The organism is Candidatus Enterococcus murrayae, from assembly GCF_017315985.1.
Taxonomy (GTDB): Bacteria; Bacillota; Bacilli; order Lactobacillales; family Enterococcaceae; genus Enterococcus_A; species Enterococcus_A murrayae.
The window spans coordinates 1-1,670 of record NZ_JAFLVR010000057.1; the positions used below are offsets into that span (position 1 = coordinate 1).

At 37.7% G+C, this 1,670-nt stretch carries 2 protein-coding genes and 1 tRNA gene; 1 reads left to right on the forward strand and 2 read right to left on the reverse strand.

Annotation, left to right across the window (positions count from 1 at the left end; genetic code table 11):
- Positions 1–197: 197 nt before the first annotated feature.
- The gene (locus JZO85_RS19145) at positions 198–863 is read left to right on the forward strand and encodes a CPBP family intramembrane glutamic endopeptidase (protein WP_207110119.1); all 666 of its coding nucleotides are present in this window, start codon (positions 198–200) and stop codon (positions 861–863) included.
- A gap of 210 nt (positions 864–1,073) precedes the next feature.
- Here JZO85_RS19145 and JZO85_RS23205 read toward each other — a convergent pair whose 3' ends face one another.
- Positions 1,074–1,220, reverse strand: coding sequence for a hypothetical protein (locus tag JZO85_RS23205; RefSeq protein ID WP_242550445.1), 147 nt, complete (start codon positions 1,218–1,220; stop codon positions 1,074–1,076).
- 381 nt (positions 1,221–1,601) lie between these two features.
- Positions 1,602–1,670 (reverse strand) — tRNA-Gly (locus JZO85_RS19155).

Consider the following 1,670-nt stretch of genomic DNA (forward strand, 5'->3'; position numbering starts at 1 on the left):
CTTTGTAGTCATACCAACTACCCAAAATTCGAATGAGCCCAGTAATACTTGACCCTTTACTGCGAAAACACTTCACCATCGTTTTCTGCATTTGATTCAGTATACCAAAACATTCATATACAAAATTACTCTTATTTCATATTGCTTTACACATTTCCCCTATTTTTTTAAACTAAAAAAGAAATGGGGGATAACAAATGAAAGCAATTCAAAAACAACAGTGGGGCCTTTTGATCATTCCATTAGAATTATTGATCGGTGCCCACTTATTCCGTTTAAGTAAAAATCCCAAAGTCACTTTACTTGCCTCAACAGCGCTAGTTTTAATCGGTGCTTTGCTTATGATTTGGTTATTTCACGATTTTTTAAAAGAACAATGGCATCATTATCGACAAAAGCTTTTTCTTAGATTACTAGTGAGTATTATTTTAGTTGTCGGTGCTTTTTTGATACTGCAGGCTACACGTCGAATGCTTCCTAGCGAACTTCTTCAGCTTCGCACCCCTACAGGTGACTCCTTACAAATACTTAGTCCCAGCTGGACAGTGCTAGCTGCCGTTATTCCTTTTATTGCTCCTTTTACTGAGGAACTGACCTTTCGCTATTTACTATTAGGGCAATTTTCTAGTAAAACCTGGCGCATGATGTTTTTTGTCCAAAGTATTCTATTTGGTTTGATTCATTGGAACAATTTCAACGGCAATGTATATGCAATGATCCCTTACATGGTATTAGGTCTATATTTTGGAGGTATCTATTTGCTCTCAGGCAATATTTGGAGCTCGATCATCGTTCACTGGATGCTAAATACTATGAACTCAATGCTGCCGGCACTCTTACTACTGTTCCTAAAGTTTTTTTAGAATCACTCCTGACCTCTCCTCATAGAAGCTTTTTACTCCAACAATTGCAAGTACAAAAAGAAGAGATAGGCACTCACTGAGGAGACGAGCAGCAAGCAGCCACTAAAAGCAACTTTATCTAACAGAATTTCCGTGTTCAAATCAGAATAGTTACTCTTACTAATCACTGTTACCAACAATCCGAAAAGGAAAAACGGTTCCCTTATCTCCTCAGCTGTTTACCTCTCTACTACACCCAAATCGGCTCGGGATTTCAGCAGGTAAACGAGAATAGAAACGTATTTTCAAACCATAAAGCAGCACAGAGAAAAACATATGGCTTCGTTTCACCCACCGATAAATTCCTTCAAAAATCATTTCCTCTCCTCCTTCTTTTATTATTAGCTCATAGTATATTCCTTGAATTATAGGAACTCTAGTAAATGTCAAATGAGAAAGAACGATTTTATGACACAAATAAATCTCTTCATTAAAGTAAGCACCTCAGTTTGAGTTCACTATATTTGAAAATATCCTTTTTTGCATAATCCGCTTTCAAAGCAACGCAAAAAAACCAACGCTCAGCCACAAACGTTGGTTTAATCAGGATAAATTACCCTAAGTGAAGGTTTCCCCTCACATCACCCTTAGCATACATCAATCACTGTTTGAATAGCAAGGGGGCAGTAGAAAGAAAAGTATTAAATACTAAAAACACGGCTGCTTGTTGGTAGAAAGCAGTCGTGTTTTAAAAAAAGAAGCGGGTGACGAGAATCGAACTCGCGACGGAAGCTTGGGAAGCTTCTGTTTTACCACTAAACTACACCC